General features: G+C 71.0%; 23 protein-coding genes. 8 read left to right on the top strand and 15 right to left on the bottom strand.

What is annotated here, in order from left to right:
• The first annotated feature begins 139 nt into the window (after nt 1–139).
• The gene (locus ABZ883_RS10615) at nt 140–1,330 is read left to right on the top strand and encodes a magnesium and cobalt transport protein CorA (protein ID WP_360904801.1); all 1,191 of its coding nucleotides are present in this window, start codon (nt 140–142) and stop codon (nt 1,328–1,330) included.
• 42 nt (nt 1,331–1,372) lie between these two features.
• Here the strand turns inward: ABZ883_RS10615 and ABZ883_RS10610 are convergent, their stop codons facing one another.
• On the bottom strand, nt 1,373–1,642 hold the full coding sequence (locus tag ABZ883_RS10610; RefSeq protein ID WP_360904798.1) for a DUF1876 domain-containing protein: 270 nt from the start codon (nt 1,640–1,642) through the stop codon (nt 1,373–1,375).
• Nucleotides 1,643–1,763: 121 nt separating this feature from the next.
• Here ABZ883_RS10610 and ABZ883_RS10605 point away from each other — a divergent pair, with 121 nt between their 5' ends.
• The gene (locus ABZ883_RS10605) at nt 1,764–2,186 is read left to right on the top strand and encodes a CBS domain-containing protein (RefSeq protein WP_360904795.1); all 423 of its coding nucleotides are present in this window, start codon (nt 1,764–1,766) and stop codon (nt 2,184–2,186) included.
• Here ABZ883_RS10605 and ABZ883_RS10600 read toward each other — a convergent pair.
• A complete protein-coding gene (locus tag ABZ883_RS10600) occupies nt 2,183–2,569 on the bottom strand; it encodes an STAS domain-containing protein (protein ID WP_360904791.1) in 387 nt (128 codons plus the stop codon). The two genes, ABZ883_RS10605 and ABZ883_RS10600, sit on opposite strands and share 4 nt — an antisense overlap.
• A gap of 121 nt (nt 2,570–2,690) precedes the next feature.
• A complete protein-coding gene (locus tag ABZ883_RS10595; RefSeq protein WP_360904788.1) occupies nt 2,691–3,560 on the bottom strand; it encodes a helix-turn-helix transcriptional regulator in 870 nt (289 codons plus the stop codon).
• Between the two features lie 193 nt (nt 3,561–3,753).
• On the opposite strand from ABZ883_RS10595, the gene ABZ883_RS10590 reads away from it, so the two are divergent.
• Entirely contained in the window at nt 3,754–4,245 is a 492-nt protein-coding gene (locus tag ABZ883_RS10590) for an ATP-binding protein (RefSeq protein WP_360904785.1), read from the top strand.
• A 13-nt stretch (nt 4,246–4,258) separates the two neighbouring features.
• Here ABZ883_RS10590 and ABZ883_RS10585 read toward each other — a convergent pair whose 3' ends face one another.
• From ABZ883_RS10585 to ABZ883_RS10570, 4 genes are all read right to left on the bottom strand, one after another.
• On the bottom strand, nt 4,259–4,498 hold the full coding sequence (locus ABZ883_RS10585; RefSeq protein WP_360904782.1) for a DUF397 domain-containing protein: 240 nt from the start codon (nt 4,496–4,498) through the stop codon (nt 4,259–4,261).
• Nucleotides 4,499–4,733: 235 nt separating this feature from the next.
• Nucleotides 4,734–5,687: a pirin family protein gene (locus ABZ883_RS10580; RefSeq protein ID WP_360904779.1), complete on the bottom strand. Its 954-nt coding sequence runs from the start codon at nt 5,685–5,687 to the stop codon at nt 4,734–4,736.
• A 146-nt stretch (nt 5,688–5,833) separates the two neighbouring features.
• Nucleotides 5,834–6,247, bottom strand: coding sequence for an SseB family protein (locus tag ABZ883_RS10575; protein ID WP_360905139.1), 414 nt, complete (start codon nt 6,245–6,247; stop codon nt 5,834–5,836).
• A gap of 66 nt (nt 6,248–6,313) precedes the next feature.
• Nucleotides 6,314–8,416, bottom strand: coding sequence for a SpoIIE family protein phosphatase (locus ABZ883_RS10570; protein ID WP_360905137.1), 2,103 nt, complete (start codon nt 8,414–8,416; stop codon nt 6,314–6,316).
• Between the two features lie 117 nt (nt 8,417–8,533).
• Here ABZ883_RS10570 and aspS point away from each other — a divergent pair, with 117 nt between their 5' ends.
• A complete protein-coding gene (aspS, locus tag ABZ883_RS10565; protein WP_360904776.1) occupies nt 8,534–10,312 on the top strand; it encodes an aspartate--tRNA ligase in 1,779 nt (592 codons plus the stop codon).
• 91 nt (nt 10,313–10,403) lie between these two features.
• Here aspS and ABZ883_RS10560 read toward each other — a convergent pair whose 3' ends face one another.
• The 4 genes from ABZ883_RS10560 to metG all read right to left on the bottom strand — a co-directional run bounded on the left by ABZ883_RS10560 (nt 10,404) and on the right by metG (nt 13,418).
• The gene (locus ABZ883_RS10560) at nt 10,404–10,799 is read right to left on the bottom strand and encodes a type II toxin-antitoxin system VapC family toxin (protein WP_360904773.1); all 396 of its coding nucleotides are present in this window, start codon (nt 10,797–10,799) and stop codon (nt 10,404–10,406) included.
• Entirely contained in the window at nt 10,796–11,062 is a 267-nt protein-coding gene (locus ABZ883_RS10555) for a hypothetical protein (protein WP_360904770.1), read from the bottom strand. Before ABZ883_RS10555 ends, ABZ883_RS10560 begins: the two co-directional genes overlap by 4 nt.
• 68 nt (nt 11,063–11,130) lie before the next feature.
• Nucleotides 11,131–11,691, bottom strand: a complete 561-nt coding sequence (locus tag ABZ883_RS10550) for a hypothetical protein (RefSeq protein ID WP_360904767.1) — start codon at nt 11,689–11,691, stop codon at nt 11,131–11,133.
• Nucleotides 11,691–13,418: a methionine--tRNA ligase gene (gene metG, locus ABZ883_RS10545; protein ID WP_360904764.1), complete on the bottom strand. Its 1,728-nt coding sequence runs from the start codon at nt 13,416–13,418 to the stop codon at nt 11,691–11,693. The genes ABZ883_RS10550 and metG overlap by 1 nt, the downstream gene beginning before the upstream one ends.
• Nucleotides 13,419–13,553: 135 nt before the next feature.
• On the opposite strand from metG, the gene ABZ883_RS10540 reads away from it, so the two are divergent.
• The 4 genes from ABZ883_RS10540 (at nt 13,554) to ABZ883_RS10525 (ending at nt 18,263) form a co-directional block, all read left to right on the top strand.
• Nucleotides 13,554–14,630, top strand: a complete 1,077-nt coding sequence (locus ABZ883_RS10540) for an AI-2E family transporter (RefSeq protein ID WP_360904759.1) — start codon at nt 13,554–13,556, stop codon at nt 14,628–14,630.
• 109 nt (nt 14,631–14,739) lie between these two features.
• Nucleotides 14,740–16,569, top strand: a complete 1,830-nt coding sequence (locus ABZ883_RS10535) for an acyl-CoA dehydrogenase (protein WP_360904756.1) — start codon at nt 14,740–14,742, stop codon at nt 16,567–16,569.
• 96 nt (nt 16,570–16,665) lie between these two features.
• On the top strand, nt 16,666–17,955 hold the full coding sequence (locus tag ABZ883_RS10530; protein ID WP_360904753.1) for a M18 family aminopeptidase: 1,290 nt from the start codon (nt 16,666–16,668) through the stop codon (nt 17,953–17,955).
• Between the two features lie 86 nt (nt 17,956–18,041).
• On the top strand, nt 18,042–18,263 hold the full coding sequence (locus ABZ883_RS10525; RefSeq protein WP_360904750.1) for a hypothetical protein: 222 nt from the start codon (nt 18,042–18,044) through the stop codon (nt 18,261–18,263).
• A gap of 16 nt (nt 18,264–18,279) precedes the next feature.
• Here ABZ883_RS10525 and ABZ883_RS10520 read toward each other — a convergent pair whose 3' ends face one another.
• The 4 genes from ABZ883_RS10520 to ABZ883_RS10505 form a co-directional block, all read right to left on the bottom strand.
• The gene (locus ABZ883_RS10520) at nt 18,280–20,097 is read right to left on the bottom strand and encodes an NHL domain-containing thioredoxin family protein (RefSeq protein ID WP_360904747.1); all 1,818 of its coding nucleotides are present in this window, start codon (nt 20,095–20,097) and stop codon (nt 18,280–18,282) included.
• Between the two features lie 29 nt (nt 20,098–20,126).
• Nucleotides 20,127–20,657: a DUF4240 domain-containing protein gene (locus ABZ883_RS10515; protein ID WP_360904744.1), complete on the bottom strand. Its 531-nt coding sequence runs from the start codon at nt 20,655–20,657 to the stop codon at nt 20,127–20,129.
• Between the two features lie 40 nt (nt 20,658–20,697).
• A complete protein-coding gene (locus tag ABZ883_RS10510) occupies nt 20,698–20,892 on the bottom strand; it encodes a hypothetical protein (RefSeq protein WP_360904741.1) in 195 nt (64 codons plus the stop codon).
• Between the two features lie 104 nt (nt 20,893–20,996).
• A complete protein-coding gene (locus tag ABZ883_RS10505) occupies nt 20,997–22,445 on the bottom strand; it encodes a dihydrolipoamide acetyltransferase family protein (RefSeq protein WP_360905135.1) in 1,449 nt (482 codons plus the stop codon).
• Nucleotides 22,446–22,472 lie beyond the last annotated feature (27 nt).

Here is a 22,472-nt window from a genome sequence, read left to right as displayed (position 1 = left end):
GTCGCCGGGGCAGTCGTCACCCGTTCGGCCCTTCCCGGCGTGCGACCCGGTGCCCCGCGTGGCAGGCGCCCCGCACGCGGCGGATCGCGAAACTTCGCGGCTAGGCTGCGCAGGTGTCCCGTGAGAGGGGGTGTGGCCGGTGTCAGGACGTCGTCTGCGGACCCTGCGCGCGCTGAGGAACTCGGCGAAGGAGAGGGCGAGGGCGAGGACGGCCAAGCACGCCCGCCCCGCCCCGCAGCCCGCGCCGCCCTCCGGCGCGGAGCACGTGTCCCTGGAGCCCGAGTCGCCCGACGCCGGCGGGGTGGCGGTCAGCAGCGTCATGGACGCGGGTCTGTACCGCGGCGGCCGCCGTATCGCGACCCCGTCCTCCCTCGCCGAGGCGTACGCGCAACTGCGCGCCGAACCGGGCGCGATGGCGTGGATCGGGCTGTTCCGGCCGACCGAGGCCGAGCTGGTCTCGCTGGCCAAGGAGTTCGACCTGCACCCGCTCGCGCTGGAGGACGCCATCCAGGCCCACCAGCGTCCCAAGCTGGAGCGGTACGGGGACACCCTGTTCGTCGTGCTGCGCGCGGCGCGCTATCTGGACCTCCCCGAGGAGGTCGACTTCGCGGAGCTGCACATCTTCGTCGGCCCCGGCTTCGTGCTGACCGTCCGGCACGGCTCGGCCCCGGACCTGTCCGCGGTGCGCCGCCGCATGGAGAGCAATCCCGAGCTGCTCAAGCTCGGCCCCGAAGCGGTGCTCTACGCGATACTCGACACGGTCGTCGACGGTTACGCGCCGGTCGTGGCGGGCGTCGAGAAGGACATGGAGGAGAGCGAGATCCAGGTCTTCGGCGGGGACCCGCAGGTCTCCCGCCGGATCTACGAGCTCTCCCAGGAGGTGCTGGAGTTCCAGCGCGCCACCCGGCCGCTCACCCCGATGCTGGAGGGGCTCCAGGCGGGCTTCGAGAAGTACGGCACCGGTGAGGAGCTCCAGCGCTACCTGCGCGACGTCGCCGACCACGTCACCCACACCGTCGAGCGCGTCGACGGCTTCCGCCAGGCGCTCGGCGACCTGCTGACGCTCAACGCCACGCTCGTCGCGCAGCAGCAGAACGCCGAGATGCGGGCGCTGGCGGAGGCGGGCTTCGCGCAGAACGAGGAGATCAAGAGGATCTCCTCATGGGCCGCCATCCTGTTCGCGCCCACGCTCGTCGGCACGATCTACGGCATGAACTTCGACCACATGCCCGAGCTGCACTGGCTGCTCGGCTACCCCTTCGCGATCGTGCTGATGGGCGTGGTCTGCGTCAGCCTCTACCTGGTGTTCAAGCGGCGCGACTGGCTCTGACGGGCGGTGCCGGGCCGGTCGGCCGGGTCGCCGGGTCCGCGGTCAGATCCGCGGGTGCGCCGAGATGTGGGTGACCTCCTCGATCTCGTGCGCGGCCTTCCCCAGCAGCTGCCGGGCGAGGTCGTTCAGCGCCCGCGCGGCGGCGAGTTCCTCGCCGACCCGGTCCTGGGAGGGGTCGGCGGGGTGGCGGTTGGCGTGGCCGTGCGACCTGACCTCCGTGCCGTCCGGGAGGCGGAGCAGCGCCGCGGCCTTGGTCCTGGCCCCTTCCTCATGGAAGTCCATCTCGATGTGCCATCCGACGAGGGTCTGCATGACGTGCACCTCCTGCGGTCCCCGGTGTCCCTTCCAGGGTGCGCCCTCTCGCGGAACTGCTCCACCAGGGTGACGATGGACGCAAGGAAGAGGCGACTTACGCCATGGAGGAGGCGCCGTCATGACCACGGCCCTGGACATCATGCATCCCGGCGCCATGTGCATCGGTGAGCGCGAGAACCTGGCCGACGCGGCCCGGATCATGAGGGAGCAGGGGGTGGGGGCCCTGCCGATCTGCGGGGACGACGACGTCCTGGTCGGCATCGTCACCGACCGGGACATCGTGCTGAAGTGCGTCGCGGAGGGGCGCAACCCGTCCGAGGTGACCTGCGGCGAACTCGCCCAGGGACGGCCGGAGATCATCGAGGGCGACGAGGAGGTGGACCGGATCCTCGAAGTGATGGAGGAGGCCAGGGTCCGCCGGCTCCCGGTCATCGACCACCCCGCGCACCGGCTGATCGGCATGATCAGCGAGGCGGACATCGCCCGCCACCTGGAGAAGGAGCGCGTCGCCGAGTTCGTCACGGCGATCTGCGCCGACTAGACCGCGGGACCGGGGGCGCTCTCCGGCGGGCCCTGCGGGCCCACGCGGAGCCGTGCCAGCGCCGCGTCGAGGTCCGCGGCCGGCCGGAAAGCGCTCATGAGCCCGGTGGCGCGCAGGATGCGCAACGTCATGGGGCGGGCGCAGACGAGCTGGACGGCCCCGCCGTGGGACAGGACGCGCCGGCGGACCCGGCACAGCACCGAGAGCCCCGAGCAGTCGATGAAGCGGACCGGGCCGAGGTCGATCACCAGGGACGGGCCGGGGGACTGGGTGAGATCGTCGAGGAGCGGGGTGATCGCCACCGCCGCCTCGACGTCGATCTCCCCGCTGAGTTCCACCACGAGGCACCCGTTGCTTTCGTAGGTGCGCAGGTACCGGTCCACCGGAGCATGAGATCACCGGGCCGATGAACTGATCGGCATGTCAAGGATCACTTCACTCGATCGGGTGAAGTGCAAGAAAACCCGTGAAATACGCGCCCGTTCGGGGAATCCGCGGGGGCGGTCACATCGCGTGGAGGATGTCGTTCAGCCGGTCCCGGGTGGCCTCGGGCGAGAGGCTGTCCGAGCACAGCTTCTCCATCACGACGTGGTACTGGTCCACTTCGTCCCGCTTGTCGATGTACATGGCACCGGTCAATTGCTCGACATAGACGACATCGGAGACATCGGATTCCGGGAAACTCAGCTGCGTGAAGGTGCCGCTCGCACCCGCCGAATAGCCGGTGAACTCCAGCGGCAGCAGCTGCACCGTGACGTTCGGCTGATGGGACACCTCCACGAGATGCCGCACCTGGGCGCGCATGACCTCGGCGCCCCCGAAACTGCGCCGCACCACCGCCTCGTCCATCACCGCGACGACCTCTGGGGCGCTCTCGCTGGTGAGCAGCTTCTGCCGCTTGTGCCGCAGGTCCAGCCGGCGCTCGATCTCCTCGGCCGGTGCCCCCGGGCGGCCCAGCTCTATGACGGCGCGGCTGTACTCGTCGGCCTGGAGCAGTCCGTGGACGAACTGGCTCTCGAAGCTGCGGATGCGCGAGGCCGACTCCTCCAGGCCCACATAGGTCTGGAACCAGGAGGGCAGCACGTCGCCGAAGCCGTGCCACCAGCCGGCGACATTGGCCTCGCGGACCAGCCCGAGCAGCGTGGAGCGTTCGGAGTCGTCGGAGATCCCGTAGAGGGTGAGCAGATCGGCCACGTCGCGCTCCTTGAAGCTCACGCGCCCGAGCTCCATCCGGCTGATCTTCGACTCGGACGCGCGGATGGACCAGCCGGCGGCCTCACGGGTGATGCCCTTGGATTCGCGCAGCCTGCGCAGCTGCGAGCCCAGGAGGATGCGGCGCACCATGGATCCGCTTCCCGACTGAACTGTGGTCATCTCCGCCTACCTTCTCCCCGTGGCATCCAGCAGTGTGCCACCTTTGCACTGCGTTGAGTACGCGATCGGTCACTCTCGATCGCCACTTCCGCCCCACCTGTATCGCAGCATGCAAATGCACGTGCATCCGCCCCTTGCATCGTCCAGCGGCCGTACGGGACGATGACGTACGTGCCGATACCGGGTGGTGCGCATGTGGACCGATAGCTCGACGGGACTGCAGCCGTTATGGAATGGGCTGGCCCCCGAGCGGCTTTCGTCGTCGAGCGCCACCTCATGCCCGCTTCCGCCGCGCTATGAAGCGGTCGGCGACGCGCGCCGGTTCACCCGGTCCACCCTGCGCTCATGGAACCTGGACGCACTTCAGGACGGCGTGGAACTCGTCGCCTCGGAACTGGTCACCAACGCCCTGCGCTACGCGCTGCCCGAGGAGCCCACGGAGGGGTGCGTCCGGCTCAGCCTGGTGCGGTGGTCAACGCGCGTAGTCTGCGCGGTCCGCGATCCCAGCAGCCACGGGCCCGTCACCAAGGCGCCGGACTTCGTCGCGGAATCCGGCCGGGGGCTCCATCTGGTGGAGTCCTTCAGCGAGACCTGGGGCTGGCACCCGCTCAGCGGGGCCGGCAAGGTCGTCTGGGCGCTGTTCACATTGCCGGAGCCGGAGGATGCCGACGCGGCGTCACTTTAAGTGACGCCTGCGGTCAGTTCGCCACAAAGTGATCGAACTCCCCGTTCTTCATCCCGAGAATGAGGGATTCGATCTCTTCCTTTGTGTATATCAGCGCCGGTCCGTCCGGAAAACGTGAATTGCGGACGGCCACGCCTCCGCCCGGCAGCGCCGCCAGTTCCACGCACTGTCCGTTGGCATTGCTGTGCCGGCTCTTCTGCCACACCACCCCGGAGAGATCGGACGCGGCCATGCCGTTGTACGTGTGGCGCATGCTTCTCTCCAGATTAAGTACCGTGCAGGACAGGGGAGATGATAGCCAGAGATCGAAGTCACGTGCATCTGCACGTGCAAGTGCACGTGCAGTCACTCAGGGTGAATGCACCAGCCAACGAAGACCGCAACGACCCGCCGCGCGGAACTGTCCCCACCGTATGCGACGGCCCCGGACGGGAATCGGATTCCCGGCCGGGGCCGCGTTATGCGCATGCCGCCGGAGCGGCGCCGGATCACTCCTGACCGGCGGGGATCCTGCCGAGCCGGCCCGCCTGGAAGTCCTCGAAGGCCTGGGCGAGTTCGGCGTGGGTGTTCATCACGAACGGGCCGTACTGCATCATCGGCTCGCGGATCGGCAGGCCGCCGAGAAGCACGACCTCGAAGTTGGGGCTGCGCGATTCCTGGGTCTCGTCGGCGGCGATGGTGAGCGAGTCACCGCGTCCGAAGACCACGGCCTGCCCCATCCGGAACGGCCGGTTCTCCGGGCCCGCGGTGCCCCGGCCGGCCAGGCCGTACGCCAGGGCGTTGAAGTCCGCGCGCCAGGGCAGCGTCACCCGGGCGCCGGGGTTCACCGACACGTGCAGCATGGTGATCGGGGTGTGCGTGGCGCCCGGGCCCTGGTGGCCGTCGATGTCGCCCGCGATGATCCGGATGAGGGCGCCGCCGTCCTCGGAGGCCAGCAGCTTGACGTTGCCGCCGCGGATGTCCTGGTACTTCGGCGCGAGCATCTTGTCCTTGGCCGGCAGGTTCACCCACAGCTGCAGACCGTGGAAGAGGCCGCCGCTCATGACCAGCGACTCCGGCGGGGTCTCGATGTGCAGCAGGCCGCTGCCCGCCGTCATCCACTGGGTGTCGCCGTCGCTGATGGTGCCGCCGCCGCCGTGCGAGTCCTGGTGGATGAAGGCGCCGTCCATGATGTAGGTGACGGTCTCGAAGCCGCGGTGCGGGTGCCAGGGCGTGCCCTTGGGCTCGCCCGGCGCGTACTCCACCTCGCCCATCTGGTCCATCATGATGAACGGGTCGAGGTTCTTGTAGTCGATCCCGGCGAAGGCCCGGCGGACCGGGAACCCCTCGCCCTCGAAGCCGCTCGGGGCGGTCGCCACCTGCAGCGCACGACGCGCGTTCGCGCCCGCCGGAGCGGTGACACGCGGCAGGGTCAACGGGTTCTCGACGGTCACTGCGGGCATGGTCCGGATCCTCCTCGGTTAGTTCAACGTTCAACATAGTTGAACCCACAACATCCCGCAAGCATTCCCAGGGTGTTTGTCCGGTTACCGCCCCCGCGGGGCCGCCGCCGGTCGCCGTGCGGGGTGCCCGGCGGGTGTCACGGCTGTCAGCCGTACATCCGGCGCATCGTGAACTCCACCATCTGCTCCACGGCCTTGGCGTCGAACACCATCCGGTGCTCGCCCTCCATGTCCAGCACGAAGCCGTAGCCGGTCGGCAGCAGGTCCAGCACCTCGGCACCGGTGATGACGAAGTACTTGGACTCCTTGCCCGCGTACCGGCGCAGCTGCTTGAGCGAGGAGAACATCGGGATCACCGGCTGCTGCGTGTCGTGCAGCGCCAGGAAGCCCGGGTTGTCACCGCGCGGGCAGTACACCTTGGAGGTGGCGAAGACCGCCTGGAAGTCCTCGGCCGACATCGAGCCGGTCGTGAACGCGCGCACCGCGTCCGCGAGCGACGGCGGCGACGGTTCGGGGTACCCCCCGCCCATCGGCGCACCACCCATGGGCGCCCCGCCCATCGGGGGCGCGGCACCCGCCATCGCGTTCTGGTCGTAGCCGTACACGGGGGCAAGCGTATCGGGCCGCTAGCCCGCTGTGGGCGCCGTGGGCGCCTCGTACAGCTCGAACCAGATCGACTTCCCGTCACCCAGCGGATCCACGCCCCAGGCGTCCGCCAGGCCCTGGACGAGCAGCAGACCGCGCCCGGACGAGGCCGTCTCCCCGGGCGTGCGCAGGTGCGGCATCTCGTCGCAGCGGTCCCGTACGTCCACCCGCAGCCGCCGCCGGCCGCCCGGCATCCCCCGCAGCTGGGCGGACAGGGCCGCGTCCTCGTCCGTGTGCAGCAGCACGTTGGAGGTCAGCTCCGAGACCAGCAGCACGGCCGCGTCGACCTGCTCGGCACACGTCCAGTCGTGCAGGAGCGCGCGGACCTCCTCGCGGGCCGCCGCGACCTCCCGGGGGTCGGTCTGGGAGACGGTGAGCACACTGCGGCGCAGCGGCACCTCGCAGACCGGCGCACCGGCGGTGCGGCGCAGGAGCAGCAGCGCGATGTCGTCCTGGCGGCGGTCGGCGAGCGGGCCGGTCGTGTGGTGGGACGCGGGCCCGTGGACCGCGCCGACCATCGCGTCGGCCAGCGCCTCCAGATCGTCGGCGGGGCCGGACTCCAGCACCGGGCGCAGCCGCTCCCAGCCGCTGTCCAGGTCGTGCCCGCCGGTCTCGATCAGCCCGTCGGTGCAGATCAGCAGGGTCTCGCCGGGCTCCAGGGTGAACCGGGTGGTCGGGTAGTCGGAGTCCGGGGCGATGCCCAGCGGCAGACCGCCGGCCGTCCGGCGCGTCAGCACGGTGCCGTCCCGCAGCCGGACCGCCGGGTCCAGGTGCCCGGCCCGCACCACGTCCAGGGTGCCGTGCACCGGGTCGACCTCCATGTAGACGCACGTCGCGAAGCGGTCGTCCTCGGTGCGCGAGCAGCCGGTCAGCCCGGCCAGGAAACGCGAGGTGCGCGACACCACCGCGTCGGGGCCGTGCCCCTCCGCCGCGTACGCCCGCAGGGCGATCCGCAGCTGGCCCATCAGCCCGGCCGCCCGGACGTCGTGGCCCTGCACGTCGCCGATGACCAGGGCGGTGCGCCCGGAGGGCAGGTCGATAACGTCGTACCAGTCGCCGCCGACCTGCAGTCCGCCGCCGGTGGGCACATAGCGCGTGGTCACGGTCATGCCGTCGATGTGCGGGCGGCGCGTGGGCAGCATCGTGTGCCGCAGGCCGTCGGAGAGCTCGCGCTCCGACTCGTGCACCTGCGCCCGCGACAGCGCCTGGGCGAGCATCCGCGCGACGGTGGTCAGCACCGAGCGCTCGTCGGGGGTGAAGGCGACGGGCTCGCGGAAGGCCGCCATCCACGCGCCGATCGACCGCCCGGCGACGACCAGCGGCAGATAGGCCCAGGAACGCCGGCCGAAACCCCGCACCAGCGGCCAGGTCGCCGGGAAGTCCTCCTCGTACGCCTCGGGGCTCGGCAGGTAGACCGCCTGGCCGGTGCGGGCGGCCACCGCCGCCGGGTAGTCGGTGGTCAGCGGCATCTCCACGAAGGGCGTCTCGGTGCCGGGCTGCTGCCCGTGGTGCCCGATGACCGACAGATGGTCGCCCCGTACGCAGAAGACCGCCAGGCCGTCCGGCGAGAAGCCGGGCATCGACAGGTGGGCGGCGACCCGCAGCACCTCCTGCGTGCTGTCGGCCTCGGCCAGCGCGCGGCCCGCGTCCAGGAGGAAGGCCTCGCGGGCCCGCCGCCGGTCGGCGGGCGCCCGCACCGCGGTGCTCACTCCGCCCGGGGGCGCGCCGGGGACCGCGGGCACCTCGTGCAGGGTCCCGACCATCTCGGCCGGCTCACCGCCGCCGGTGCGCGTGCCGCGGGTCCGCATCGCGACCGTGCGCACGACGCTCCCGTCCGGGCCGACCACCCGCAGCAGGGACTCGGACGGCGTGCCCTCGGCCGTCGCCAGGGCCACCGCCGCCGACATGTCCACGTAGTCGCAGGCGTCGTAGCAGGCGCGGACCGTCCCCGAGCGCACCTTCTGCGGCCGGGGTGCCAGCCCGATCAGTCCCGCGACGACCGCGTCGAGCTCGACCAGATCGGTGGCGCGGTCCCAGCGCCATACGCCGATGCCGAGCGCGGACAGCACGTCCTCGATGCACATAGGCAGCATTGTCATATTTTAAGTTTGTTCGCACCCTTGATACGAATGGGGTGGCGGGTGCACGGGCCCGTAGACTGGGGGCGCCTCATCCCCGCACTCAGACGACTTGGACGAACGATGCATCGGTACCGGTCCCACACCTGCGGTGAGCTGCGAGCCACCGACGTAGACGCGGAAGTGCGCCTCAGCGGATGGCTGCACAATCGCCGGGATCTGGGCGGCATCCTCTTCGTCGATCTCCGTGACCACTACGGCGTGGTCCAGCTCGTCGCCCGACCGGGCTCGCCCGCGTACGAGGCCCTGAGCCACCAGTCGAAGGAGTCCGTGCTCCGCGTCGACGGCCGCGTGCTCGCCCGTACCGCGGAGAACGTCAACCCCGACCTGCCCACCGGCGAGGTCGAGGTCGAGGTCACCGAGCTGGAGGTGCTCGGCGCCGCCGACCAGCTGCCGTTCCCGGTCTTCCCCGAGGACAACGCCAACGAGGAGATGCGGCTCACCAACCGCTTCCTCGACCTGCGCCGCGCCCGCATGCACCGCAACATCATGCTGCGCACCCAGGTCATCAGCTTCCTGCGCCGCGAGATGACCGCGCTCGGCTTCAACGAGCTGGCCACCCCGATCCTGTCGGCGACCTCCCCCGAGGGCGCGCGCGACTTCCTGGTGCCCTCCCGCGTGCACGCCGGCAAGTTCTACGCGCTCCCGCAGGCCCCGCAGCAGTTCAAGCAGCTGCTGATGATCGCGGGCTTCGACCGCTACTTCCAGATCGCGCCCTGCTTCCGCGACGAGGACAGCCGCGCCGACCGCTCGCCCGGCGAGTTCTACCAGCTCGACGTCGAGATGAGCTTCGTCGAGCAGGAGGACGTCTTCGGCGTCATCGAGAAGGTCATGACCGACCTCTTCGAGGAGTTCGGCGGCGGCCGCCACGTCACCTCGCCGTTCCCGCGGATCCCGTTCCGCGAGTCGATGGTGAAGTACGGCAACGACAAGCCCGACCTGCGCGCCAAGCTCGAACTGGTCGACGTCTCCGACCTGTTCGCCGACTCCGGCTTCAAGGCCTTCGCCGGCAAGCACGTCCGCGCCCTCCCGGTGCCGGACACCGCCGACCAGCCGCGCAAGTTCTTCGACGGCCTCGGCGACTACGCCGTCGAGCAGGGCGCCAAGGGCTTGGCCTGGGTGCGGGTCGGCGACGACCTCTCCCTCACCGGCCCGATCGCCAAGTTCCTCACCGAGGACGACGTCAAGGCACTGCTCGCCGCCGTCGACGCCAAGCCGGGCCACGCGGTCTTCTTCGGCGCCGGCGAGTTCGACGAGGTCTCCAAGATCATGAGCGCGGTCCGCGTCGAGGCCGCCAAGCGGGCCGGGCAGTTCGAGGAGGACGTGTTCCGCTTCTGCTGGATCGTCGACTTCCCGATGTTCGAGAAGAACGAGGACACCGGCCAGGTCGAGTTCTCCCACAACCCGTTCTCCATGCCGCAGGGCGGCCTGGAGGCGCTGCAGACCAAGGACCCGCTGGACATCCTCGCGTGGCAGTACGACATCGTCTGCAACGGTGTCGAGCTCTCCTCCGGCGCCATCCGTAACCACGAACCGGACGTCATGTACAAGGCGTTCGAGATCGCCGGCTACACCCGTGAAACCGTCGAGCACGAGTTCGGCGGCATGCTCCGCGCTTTCCACTTCGGCGCCCCGCCGCACGGCGGCATCGCCCCGGGCGTCGACCGCATGGTCATGCTGCTCGCGGACGAGCCCAACATCCGCGAGACCATCGCCTTCCCGCTCAACCAGAACGCCCAGGACCTGCTCATGGGCGCCCCGAGCGAGGTCGACGAGGCGCGGCTGCGCGAGCTGCATCTCGCGCTGCGGCTACCCCCCGTGAAGCCCGAGAAGAAGGCCTGACGGCCGGCGGACCGGACACGCGGAGGGGCCCGGAACCTGTTGGTTCCGGGCCCCTCCGCGTTCCGGGCGTCCGACGGCACGCACCACACCGTCAGCCCACGACCTCGACCGCGCAGCGGATCCCGGCGGCCCGGGCCATCCGTCCGTCGGTGGTGAGGAGCGGGCAGCCGTACAGCTCCGCGGCGGCCACGTACGCCGCGTCGTACGCGGTGAGGTGGGACCGGAGTTCCCAGACACGGGGCAGCAGAACCCGGGTCAACGGGACCACGGGGTCGAGCTCGCGGAGTGCTTCCACCGCGTCCGCGGCGTGGTCGGCCGTGATCTTGCCGCCGAGCAGATTGCCGCGGATCACGGACATGACCTCGATCGTCCAGTGCTGCGGCACGATCCAGCGGTCGTCCGCCACCAGGGCGCCCCGGCAACGCCCACCGGTCGCACCGTCGTCGAGGAGGGAGAAGGCGAAGACGGACGCATCGACGACGATCACTCGTCGCCGCCCGGCACGCCGAGCACCGCGTCCCGTTCCGCCCGCGCCGTACGCAACGCGTCCGTGACGTCGCTTCCGGAAAGCCGCGCGCCGTACGTGGACCTCGAGAACCGCTCGAGGACGGCCAGGTTGTCCCTGCGCCGCACCTCGTCCCGGACGAGGTCGAGCAGGTATGCCTGAAGCGACTGCCCGCGTTCCTCCGCTATGGCCGCAAGTCGGTCACGCAGGTCCTCGGGCACATCACGGATCTGGAGAGCAACCATGGGGACAATGTCGCACGGGTGCATGCATGTGTGCATGCACGGCCACATGAGACGACGGCCCCAAGCGGTCAGGTGTCCATGGCGATGAGGGCGACGACCGGGCGGGCGCGGTCGGAGTCGTCGACGGCGACGCCGCGCACGTAGGCACCGTGGGCCGCGTCGCCCGCGACCTGGTCGCCGGCGTAGCGGGCGTGCGGCAGGCCCTCGGAGTCCTGGCGGCAGGGGTCGGCCTCGGGCTGTCCGGTGCGCAGGATGTCCACGTTGCCGCCGAGCCCGGGGAGGCCGGAGCCGGTCAGGAAGTGCTGGAGGCCTGCCGCGGAGGTGCGGAAGCGCATCTCCAGGTCGTACTCACCGGACAGGCCGCCGGAGTGCGCCAGGTAGTGCACGTCCTTCGCGTCGCCGGGGAGCTTCAGCCCGAAGCGCCGGGCGGCCGTGTCGAGGGCGACGTTGCTGCCGCGGCAGGCGCCGCCCGCGTCCGGGGCGGCGCCGGTGCGGGCGTCGTGCCCGCCGGTCAGCGAGACGCCGACGATGACGGCCGCGACCACCAGCGCCAGTGTCAGGCCGACGGACAGCAGCAGCAGGAACGGGGACTTGGGGGCCTTCGCCGGGGCGGGCGCCTGCGCACTCATCAGGCGGCTTCCGGCTGGCCGCCGAAGCGCTCGCGGTACGCGTCGAGGTCCTCGTCGGTGATCTTGGCGAAGAGCACCGGCGGGACGGTGAAGGCGGTGCCCGCCGGGACCGCGGACAGTGCACGGGCCTCGTCGGCGGTGACCCAGACCGCGGTGTCGTCCGCCAGCGCGAACGCGCCGCGCATCGCGGCGGCGGAGGCCGGGATGAAGGGCTCGGAGACCACCGCGTACAGGTGGATCAGGTTCATCGCGGTGCGCAGGGTGAGTGCGGCGCCGTCCGGATCGGTCTTGATCTCCAGCCAGGGCGCCTTCTCCTCCAGGTAGGAGTTGCCGGCGCTCCACAGGGCGCGCAGCGCCTGCGCGGCCTTGCGGAACTGCAGGTCCTCCATGTGGCGCTCGTACTCGGCGAGGAGTTCGGCGATCTGCGCGCCGAGCCGCTGCTCGGCCTCGCCCGCCGCGGAGCCCGCGGGCACCTCGTCGCCGAAGCGCTTGCGCGAGAAGGACAGCACGCGGTTGACGAAGTTGCCGAGGGTGTCGGCGAGGTCCTTGTTGACGGAGGCCGCGAAGTGCTCCCAGGTGAAGGAGGTGTCGTCGGACTCCGGCGCGTTGGCGATGAGGAAGTACCGCCAGTAGTCGGCGGGCAGGATCTCCAGGGCGGCGTCGGTGAAGATGCCGCGACGCTGCGAGGTGGAGAACTTGCCGCCGTAGTAGGTCAGCCAGTTGAAGGCCTTGACGTAGTCGACCTTCTTCCACTTGTCGCGGGTGCCCAGCAGCGTCGCCGGGAACATCACGGTGTGGAAGGGGACGTTGTCCTTGGCCATGAACTCGGTGTAGCGGACGTCGGTGTCGACGTCGTACCACCAGGAGCGCCAGTCGCGATTCTCGCCCTCGCCCGCGGCGTCCGACCACTCCTTGGTGGCGCCGATGTACTCGATCGGCGCGTCGAACCAGACGTAGAAGACCTTGCCCTCGGCCGCCAGGTCCGGCCAGGTGTCGGCCGGGACCGGCACGCCCCAGTCCAGGTCGCGGGTGATCGCGCGGTCCTGGAGGCCCTCGGTCAGCCACTTGCGGGCGATGGAGGAGGCGAGCGTCGGCCAGTCCTTGCCGTGCTCGTCGACCCAGGCCTCGACCTCGTGGGAGAGCGTGGACTGGAGCAGGAACAGGTGCTTGGTCTCGCGGACCTCCAGCCGGCTGCTGCCGCTGATCGCGGAGCGCGGCTCGATGAGGTCGGTCGGGTCCAGGACGCGGGTGCAGTTCTCGCACTGGTCGCCGCGCGCCTTGTCGTAGCCGCAGTGCGGGCAGGTGCCGACGATGTAGCGGTCGGGCAGGAAGCGCTCGTCGTCCAGGGAGTAGACCTGGCGGATGGCGCGCTCCTCGATGAAGCCGTTCTCCTTGAGCTCCCGGGCGATGGCCTGGGTGATCTCCCGGTTCTGCTGCGAGGAACTGCGGCCGAAGTAGTCGAAGGAGAGCGCGAAGCCGTCGTAGACCGCCTTCTGCGCGTCGTGCTGCTGGGCGCAGAACTCGGCGACCGGCAGGCCGGCCTCCTGCGCGGCGAGCTCGGCCGGCGTGCCGTGCTCGTCGGTGGCGCAGATGTAGAGGACCTCGTGGCCGCGCTGGCGCAGATAACGGGAGTAGACATCGGCCGGGAGCATGGACCCCACCATGTTGCCCAGGTGCTTGATCCCGTTGATGTACGGAAGGGCGCTGGTGATGAGGTGTCGAGCCATTGCCGGCTGCTCCCAAGTCGCTACTGTGGGTGAGGATTTCCTCTACGGACCGTCAATAGCGTATCCGACCGCGTGGTGCCACCCGTTCGCCGTGCCCGGCATGCGGACATCGCGGGGCCGTGATCCGGTGGGCGGGTGGACGCGCCCCTCCTGCCGGCCGCCGCGCGACGGACGGGCGCGTGGTGCGCCGTCGTGCTGCTGCTCGCCGGTGTGGGCGCCCTGGTGGTCTGGCTCGTCGTCACCTTCGCGGCGGTCGTGACGCCCGTCCTGCTGGCCCTGCTGGGCAGCGCCCTGCTGGGTCCGCTGTACCGGTGGCTGCGGGCGGCGCGGGTGCAGCGGTCGCTGGCCGCGGCGCTGACGTGCGCGGCCCTGCTGGTGTTCGGCGCGGGCGCGGCGTTCATCGTGGTGCAGAGCCTCATGCACTCCGGCGACCAGATCGTGGCCGCGCTGAAGGACGTCGCGCACAAGGTGATGCCGGAGCTGGGCCTGTCGGGGCCCACCCTGGACGACACCGTCGACAGCCTGAAGTCCTTCGTCACCAAGTACGGCGCCCGGGCCGCCTCCGGGGTCGTGTCGGGCATCAGCATCGTGGGCCAGATCATCGCGACCGCGGTGCTGGCGCTGCTGCTGACCTTCTTCTTCCTGCGCGACGGCGGCCGCTTCCCGGTCCTGCTGCGCGAGCTGGCCCCGCACGGCGTCGGCCCGCTGCTGGAGCGGATCGCGCACCGCGCGTTCGCCGCGGTGCAGGGCTTCATGCGGGGGACGACGCTGATCGCGCTGATCGACGCCGTGTGCATCACCGTCGGGCTGCTGATCCTGCGGGTTCCCGGGGCGGTGGGACTGGGCGCGCTCGTCTTCGTCGGGGCGTACATTCCCTACTTGGGCGCGTTCATCTCCGGCGCGGTGGCGGTCCTGGTGGCACTGGCGGACCGGGGGTGGCTGGTGGCGCTGTGGGCGCTGGGCGTCGTACTCGCCGTGCAGGTGCTGGAGGGGCACGTACTCCAGCCGACGATCCAGAGCCGCACCGTCCACATGCACCCGGCGGTGGTACTGCTCGCGATCACCGCGGGGGCGAGCCTGGCCGGCATCCTCGGGATGCTGCTGGCGGTGCCGATCGCGGCCGCGGCCTTCGGGGCCGTGGACGAACTGAGGCGCCGCGGCGGGGGTGTTCCTCCAGAAGTCGAAGGGCCCGCGTCACATCCGGCCGGATAGGGGTTGTTTTTATTACCGACGGGTAGCATCATTACCGACTGGTAAGTGATAAAGCTGCGAGGACTGCGAGCACCCCGCCGTCCGACCGATCCCCGACGGAGCCGTCGCCATGGGCCACTACAAGTCAAACCTTCGCGACATCGAGTTCAACCTCTTCGAGGTCCTCGGGCGCGACACGATCTACGGCACCGGCCCGTTCGCCGAGATGGACGTCGAGACCGCCAGGGACATCCTCGGTGAGATCACGCGCCTCGCGGAGAACGAGCTCGCCGACTCCTTCGCCGACGCCGACCGCACCCCGCCGGTCTTCGACCCCAAGACCAACACGGCGCCGGTCCCGGACACCTTCAAGAAGAGCTACAAGGCCTTCATGGCCGCCGAGTACTGGCGCCTGGGCCTGCCCGAGGAGATCGGCGGCACCACCGCCCCGCCGTCCCTGATCTGGTCGTACGCGGAGCTGGTCCTCGGCGCGAACCCGGCCCTGTGGATGTACTCCTCCGGCCCCGCCTTCGCCCGCATCCTCTTCGAGGAGGGCAACGAGGTCCAGAAGAAGATCGCCGCGATCGCCGTCGAGAAGACCTGGGGCTCCACCATGGTCCTCACCGAGCCGGACGCCGGCTCGGACGTCGGCGCCGGCCGCGCCAAGGCCGTCCCCCAGGAGGACGGCACCTGGCACATCGAGGGCGTCAAGCGCTTCATCACTTCCGGTGAGCACGACATGGAGGAGAACATCCTCCACTACGTCCTCGCCCGCCCCGAGGGCGCCGGCGCCGGCACCAAGGGCCTGTCCCTCTTCCTCGTCCCGAAGTACCTCTTCGACTTCGAGACCGGCGAACTGGGCGAGCGCAACGGCGTCTACGCCACCAACGTCGAGCACAAGATGGGCCTCAAGGCGTCCAACACCTGCGAGATGACCTTCGGCGACAAGCACCCCGCCAAGGGCTGGCTGATCGGCGACAAGCACGACGGCATCCGCCAGATGTTCCGCATCATCGAGTTCGCCCGCATGATGGTCGGCACGAAGGCGATCTCCACGCTCTCCACCGGCTACCTGAACGCGCTGGAGTACGCCAAGGAGCGCGTGCAGGGCCCCGACCTGGCGCAGTTCATGGACAAGGCCGCCCCCAAGGTCACCATCACCCACCACCCCGACGTGCGCCGCTCCCTGCTGACGCAGAAGGCCTACGCCGAGGGCATGCGCGCCCTGGTGCTGTTCACCGCCTCCATCCAGGACGCGATCGCCGCGGCCGAGGTCACCGGCGAGGACACCGCGGAGCTGGAGGCGTTCAACGACCTGCTGCTGCCCATCGTCAAGGGCTACGGCTCCGAGAAGGGCTACGAGCAGCTGGCGCAGTCCCTGCAGATCTTCGGCGGCTCCGGCTTCCTGCAGGAGTACCCGATCGAGCAGTACATCCGCGACGCCAAGATCGACACCCTCTACGAGGGCACCACCGCGATCCAGGGCCAGGACTACTTCTTCCGGAAGATCGTCCGCAACCAGGGCGCGGCCCTGACCACACTCTCCGAGGAGATCAAGAAGTTCCTCGCCGAGGGCACCGGCGGCCAGGAACTGGCGGCCGCCCGCGAGCACCTCGCCAAGGCCGCCGTGGACCTGGAGGCGATCGTCGGCCAGATGCTGACCGACCTCGCCGCCACCGAGAAGGACGTCAAGTCCATCTACAAGGTCGGCCTCAACACCACCCGCCTGCTGCTCGCCTCGGGCGACGTCGTCGTCGGCTACCTGCTGCTCAAGGGCGCCGCCGTGGCGGCCGGAAAGCTCGCCGCCGGCGCCTCCGCCAAGGACGTCCCCTTCTACACCGGCAAGATCGCCGCGGCCCGGCACTTCGCCGCCGAGGTCCTGCCGCAGGTCTCCGTGGCGCGCTCCGCCGCCGAGAGCGTCACCCTCGATGTGATGGACCTGCCCGAAGAGGCCTTCTGATCACGGTTTGACCGGTTCCGGCCGGGACCGACAGCGGCTACGGCGGCCCGCTCCTGCGACGAGGAGCGGGCCGCCCTGCGTCCCTATCCTTGAACCATGAACCCTCAGCCCCACTTCGACCGCAGCCACACCGATGACCTCGCCGCCTTCATCGCGGCCAGCCCGTCGCCGTACCACGCGGTCGCCAGTGCCGCCGAGCGCCTGGAGAAGGCGGGCTTCCGCCAGGTCTCCGAGACCGAGGCCTGGAACGCCGAAGCGGGCGGCCGGTACGTGCTGAGGGGCGGGGCCATCGTCGCCTGGTACGTGCCCGAGGGCGCCGACCCCGCGACCCCCTTCCGGATCGTCGGGGCGCACACCGACTCCACCAACCTGCGCGTCAAGCCCCGGCCCGACTCCGGCGCCCTGGGCTGGCGCCAGATCGCCGTGGAGATCTACGGCGGCGCGCTGCTCAACACCTGGCTCGACCGCGACCTCGGGCTGTCCGGCCGCCTGGTGCTCCGCGACGGCAGCACGCCCCTGGTCCACATCGACCGGGCACTGCTGAGGGTGCCGCAGCTCGCCGTCCACCTGGACCGCGGCGTCAACGAGAACGGGCTCAAGCTCGACAAGCAGCGGCACATGCAGCCGGTCTGGGGCCTCGGCGAGCCCGACGAGGGCGCGCTGATGGCCTTCCTCGCGGAGGAGACCGGCGTCGCCGCCGCCGACATCGTCGGCTGGGACCTGATGACCCACGACGTCCAACCGCCCGCCTACCTCGGCCGCGACCGCGAGTTCCTGGCCGCCGGCCGGCTGGACAACCTGCTCTCCGTGCACGCCGGCACCGCCGCCCTGGCCGCGGCCGCCGGGCCCGGCCTGCCGTACATCCCGGTGCTGGCCGCCTTCGACCACGAGGAGACCGGCAGCGAGTCCGACACCGGCGCCGGCGGACCGCTGCTCGGCACCGTCCTGGAACGGTCCGTCTTCACCCGCGGCGGCGGCTACGAGGACCGGGCGCGCGCCTTCGCCGGCACCGTGTGCGTCTCCGCCGACACCGGCCACGCCGTCCACCCCAACTACACCGAGAAGCACGACCCGACGCACCGGCCGATGCCCAACGGCGGCCCCATCCTCAAGGTCAACGTCAACCAGCGCTACGCCACCGACGGCACCGGCCGCGGCGTCTTCGCCGCCGCCTGCGACCGCGCGGGCGTGCCCTGGCAGTTCTTCGTGTCCAACAACGCCCTGCCCTGCGGCACCACCATCGGCCCCATCACCGCGGCCCGGCACGGCATCGCGACCGTGGACATCGGCGTGCCGATCCTGTCGATGCACTCCGCGCGCGAACTCTGCGGCGCCGACGACCCGTTCCTGCTCGCGAGCGCGCTCAAGTCCTTCCTCGGGGACTGACCGCCCGCCGCGGTCATGAGATGTCCGCCCCCGGGTAGGCGAAGCTCTACAGCCCCTAGGGCCAGACCAGTTCGGAGGCGGACATCATGGGCATCGGCGGTTGCATCGGCCTGATCGCGGTGGGGGCCATCCTCACCTTCGCGACCGACTGGCACATGGCCGGGGTCAACCTGGACCTGGTCGGCCTCATCATGATGGCGGTCGGCATCATCGGCGTCGCCGCGTACGTCAGCATCTTCAGGCGGCGCCGGGTCGTCGAGCCGATGCCGGTCATCGAGGAGCGGGACCGCCACTACCCGCACATCTGACCGGCATGACGGCGCCTCAGGCGTCCATGCCCGCCAGCACCAGGGCCAGACGGGTGTCCCCGTCGCCGCTCAGCCGCACGGGGACACCCCAGTCCTGCTGGTGCACATGGCAGGCCGGGAACTCGTTGTCCGGGTCGTCGTCGCACGAGGCGGCCATCGCCGACACGTGCAACACCCCCTCCGGCACCTCCGCGTTGAGCACGAGATCCCGGAACAGGTCCGTTCCCTTCCCCTCGCCCTCCAGCAGCAGCCCGGGCGGCGTCGAGCTCACCAGCAGCCGGGTCGACGGCCCGTAGCGCTCGTCCAGCTTCTGGCCGGCCGGCGCGGAGAACACCACGTCCAGCCGCAGCGCCCCCGGCGCCACCTCCGTGGCGGGACGCTGCGTGCGGTGCGCCGCGGCCTCCACGCGCACGGCCTCCTCCGGCAGCCGCAGCCGCGTCAGGCGGTGCCGCGCCGACTCCACGACCACCACCTCGTCGCCGTCCAGCACCGCCCCGGAGGGCTCGCGCAGATCGGTCGCGAGCGTGGTCACCTCGCCCGAGGCCGGGTCGAACCGGCGCAGGGCGTGGTTGTACGTGTCGCTGACCGCGACCGAGCCGTCCGGCAGCGCCGTCACGCCCAGCGGGTGCTGGAGCAGCGCCTGCTCCGCGGGGCCGTCGCGGTGGCCGAAGTCGAACAGTCCCGTGCCGACGGCCGTGCGCACCACGTAGCCGGCGCCGGCGCCGTCGATGCTCTCCGCCCGCTCCACCCAGCGCAGCGCGCTGGTCTCGGAGTCGGCGACCCACAGCCGGTCCCCGGCCGCCGCCAATCCGGACGGCTGCGCGAACCACGCCTCGTCCGCCGCGCCGTCCACCAGTCCCTCATTGGTCGTACCGGCCGCGACCCGCACCGTGCCGTCCTGCGGGTCGTACGTCCACAGCTGGTGGACGCCGGCCATCGCGATCCACACCTTGCCGTCCCACCAGGCCACGTCCCACGGCGAGGACAGGTCGACCTCCAGCGCCGCGCCCGACGTCGCCGAGCCCTGCCACCACTGCCTGCCCGTCCCGGCCACCGTCTCCAGGGCGCCACTGGCCGGGTCGAACGTGCGCAGCCGGTGGTTCACGGTGTCCGCGACGACCACCCTGCCGTCCGGCAGCAGCGCCAGGCCCTGCGGCTCGTTGAAGTCGCCCGGCTCCCCGATCCGCCGCACCACGGTCTCGGTGTCCGGCGCGAGCTCCACCAGCTGGTGCCGCGTGGTGTCCGACACCAGCAGATTCCCCGACGGCAGCCGCAGCGCCTTCCCAGGGAACCGCAGATGCGTCGCCACGGGCTCCGGCGGCACGTACGGCCCGTCCCCGCGCCGCAGCGTGCCCTTCGCCGCGTGCTCCTCCTCCAGCTCCGTGACCAGCGCCTCCAGCGCGTGCGCGTGGCCCTCCCCGGAGTGCTGGGCGACGATGTAGCCCTCGGGGTCGATCACGGTGAGCGTGGGCCAGGCCCGCACGGCGTACTGCTTCCACGTCGCCAGCTCTGGGTCGTCCAGCACGGGGTGGTGCACCCCGTAGCGCTCCACGGCGTCCACGACCGCCTGGTGCTCCGCCTCGTGCACGAACTTCGGCGAGTGCACGCCGACGATCACCACGGTGTCGCGGTGCTTCTCCTCCAGCTCGCGCAGCTCGTCCAGGACGTGCAGGCAGTTAATGCAGCAGAACGTCCAAAAATCGAGAAGAACAATGGATCCGCGCAGGTCGGAGAGGTTCAGCTGCTTCCCGCCGGTGTTCAGCCAGCCGCCCTTGCCGATCAGCTCGGGGGCACGGACACGGGCACGGCGGGGGGCGGGAGCGGCATCGTTCATGCTGCAAGGATGCCACCCGCGCGAGGTGCTCAGAGCGCGGCCAGGGCGGGCAGGTGGCGGGCCACCCGGGCCGTGTCGCCGAAGTCGAAGCGCCAGGCGGGGTCGAGATCCGGGTAGCGGATGGTGAACGTGTCGCCTCGGAGGTCCTCACCGGTCGCCGCACGGTACGCGTCCCAGGCGATGCCGAGGGTCGCCTCGCCCTCGAGGTCCGGGCCGGTGGCGGCACACGCGGCGCGGACGGCGGGGAGGCCGGCGAGGGAATCGGGGTCGGCGACGGCACGGTCGAAGACCTCGCGGCCCTGGGTGATCAGCCAGCCTCGGAAGTAGTCGAAGCCGTCGTCGGAGCAGCCGCCGTTGATCAGGTAGGCGGCAGCCCACAGGGGCGCCCGGTAGGAGGCCGCCATGAGGTCCCACAGGACCTGCTGGGCGGCGGCGATGCGCTCCGGGGGCTGCTCCGCGAGCAGGCCGGAAGCGCGGGCGGCGACCGCCTCGGGGTCCGCGGGGTCGGGGACTTGGGCGCGGGCGTCGTCGATGAGCCGCCAGAACTGTCGGGTGTCCACACCGGCGCAGTGTGCCGGAGAGGTCGGACAGCGCGGCGGCTCAGGGGCGTAGGTCGCCCACGACGTCGGTGGTGGCGATGAGGCCGGAGTGGATGGTGGGGGCCAGGCTGGAGCTCGCGAGGCAGAAGCCGAGGAGCATGCAGAGCAGGGCGTGGGAGATCTTCAGCGACTTGGCGCGCAGGAGCACCAGCGTGAGGACTGCCAGCAGCAGGATCATCGAGATGGATACCGCCATGGCCGTATGACGTCACAGATACGGCCCGCGTGGGGGGCGACACGCGGAAGAAGGGCCCGGACGCACACACGTCCGGGCCCTTCTCGATGGTGTGACGGGGGTGATCAGGCCCAGGTCATCAGGCGCTTGGGGTACTCCAGGACCGCCGCGACGTCGGCGAGGACCTTGGAGCCGAGCTCGCCGTCGACCAGGCGGTGGTCGAAGGAGAGCGCGAGCGTGGTGACTTGGCGGGGCTTGACCTTGCCCTTGTGGACCCAGGGCATGTCCTTGACCGCGCCGAAGGCGAGGATCGCGGACTCCCCGGGGTTCAGGATGGGCGTACCGGTGTCGATGCCGAAGACACCGACGTTGGTGATGGTGACCGTGCCGCCCTGCATGTCGGCCGGCGAGGTCTTGCCCTCGCGCGCCGTGGCGACCAGGTCGCCGAGGGAGGCGGCCAGTTCGGGCAGCGTCTTGGCCTGGGCGTCCTTGATGTTGGGGACGATCAGGCCGCGCGGGGTGGCCGCGGCGATGCCGAGGTTGACGTATCCCTTGTGGACGATCTCCTGGTTCGCCTCGTCCCAGGCGGCGTTGATCTCCGGGTTGCGCCGGATCGCCACGAGCAGGGCCTTGGCGACGAGCAGGAGCGGGCCGACCTTGAGGCCGGTGAAGGCCGGGTCGGTCTTGAGCTCCTGCACCAGCCGCATGGTGCGGGTGATGTCGAAGGTGACGAACTCCGTCACGTGCGGCGCGGTGAAGGCGCTGGCCACCATCGCGGCGGCCGTGGCCTTGCGGACGCCCTTGATCGGGACGCGGGTCTCCAGCGGCGCCGTCGACGTCGCTGCCGCCGCGGGAGCGGTCCGGACGGCCGCCGGGGCGACCGGGGCCGCCGGTACCGCGGGAGCGGCCGGTGCGGCCGGTGCGACCGCGTTCTGGACGTCCTCGCGGGTGATGGTGCCCTGGGGACCGGTCGGCGTGATCCCCGCGAGGTCCACCCCGAGGTTCTTGGCGAGCTTGCGCACCGGCGGCTTGGCCAGCGGACGCGCCTCGGTCGGCGCGAACCCCGCGGCAGAGGCGGTGAGCGCCGCCGGAGCCACGGGCTCGGCCGGGACGGCGGCCGGGACGGCGGCCGGGGCGTGCCCGTTGAGCTCGGCCTGGATCGCGCCGGCGGCACCCTGCGCCGGTACGGCGGCCTGCTTGCGCGGACGGCGCTTGGTCGAGGAGACGGCCACGCCGTAACCGACCAGCACGGGCTGGCGCTTCTGCTCGGGCTCGGCGGCGACGTCCTGAACAGGGGCGTCGGCGGCCTGCGCGGGGGCGGCGGCGGCGGCCGGGGCCTCCTCCGCCTCGCCCTGGCCGGTGTCCACGGAGATGATCACCGTGCCGACGTCGACCGTCTCGCCCTCGGGGAAGCGCAGTTCGTGCACGATCCCGTCGAAGGGGATCGGAAGTTCGACGGCGGCCTTGGCGGTCTCGACCTCGCAGACCACCTGGCCGTCGGTGACGGTGTCACCGGGCTTGACGTACCACTTGAGGATCTCCGCCTCCGTGAGTCCCTCGCCGACGTCCGGCATCTTGAACTCGCGGAAGCGCTGCGGTGC

The sequence above is a fragment of the Streptomyces sp. NPDC046977 genome (assembly GCF_040644455.1).
Classification (GTDB): Bacteria; Actinomycetota; Actinomycetes; order Streptomycetales; family Streptomycetaceae; genus Actinacidiphila.
Note: the sequence above shows the minus strand (reverse complement) of the source record. Positions and strands in the feature narration are given on the sequence as shown.